The 684-nt window shown below is 62.4% G+C and carries 1 protein-coding gene and 1 pseudogene; both read right to left on the bottom strand.

The window, feature by feature from the left end:
• Window positions 1–275, bottom strand: a 275-nt coding sequence (locus tag AC1D15_RS35785; protein ID WP_477829824.1) for an ABC transporter permease subunit, incomplete at its 3' end; no start/stop codon positions are given.
• A 161-nt stretch (window positions 276–436) separates the two neighbouring features.
• Window positions 437–684: pseudogene (locus tag AC1D15_RS35780) on the bottom strand (amino acid ABC transporter substrate-binding protein); the annotation flags it as partial.

Here is a 684-nt window from a genome sequence, read left to right as displayed (position 1 = left end):
CTCAGGAACATCGTCGGAATGACGTGGTACCAGATGAAAAGCTGGACCAGAAGAGGAACGTTGCGGAACAACTCGACCCAGGTTTCACCGAGGTAGGCGAGCACCTTGTTCGGCAGCGTGCGCAAGATGCCGACCAACGAACCCAACACGAGCGAGACGATCAGTGCCAGCAAGGCCACTGACAAGGTCCACCCCCATGCCGACAACATCCACTGAAGGTAGGTCTGCCCGCCCCCCGTGTCTTGCAGGAATACCTGCCAGTCCCACTTGCCCAAGGCATTGCTCCAATTCTTGTGAGGGGCGCACGACGACTGCGCTGCCCCAAGAAAAAGCGCGACGCGGGTCACCCGGCGCCGCGCTGGGGGGACTGTAAGCAAGTGTCGCGCCCAGTGGCGTCAGGGCTTACCTCAGTCCCGGTCCATCGCAAGAACCCGCCTTACTTCTTGGCGTAGTCTTCCATCGGCTTGTCGTTCGGGGCCGCCCAGGCGGCCTTGGTGGCGTCCGACAGCGGCAGGCCGACCTTGGTGTTGCTCGGCGGGATCGGCTGGTTGAACCACTTGTCGTAGGTCTTGGCGAGGTCGCCCGACTTGATCTGCGCCACGATGCTGTCGTCGACCGCCTTCTTGAAGGCCGGGTCATCCTTGCGCAGCATGATCGCGWTCGGCTCGACGCTCAGCACTTCGC

The organism is Rhizobacter sp. P2_H2 (genome assembly GCF_056403375.1).
Note: the sequence above shows the minus strand (reverse complement) of the source record. Positions and strands in the feature narration are given on the sequence as shown.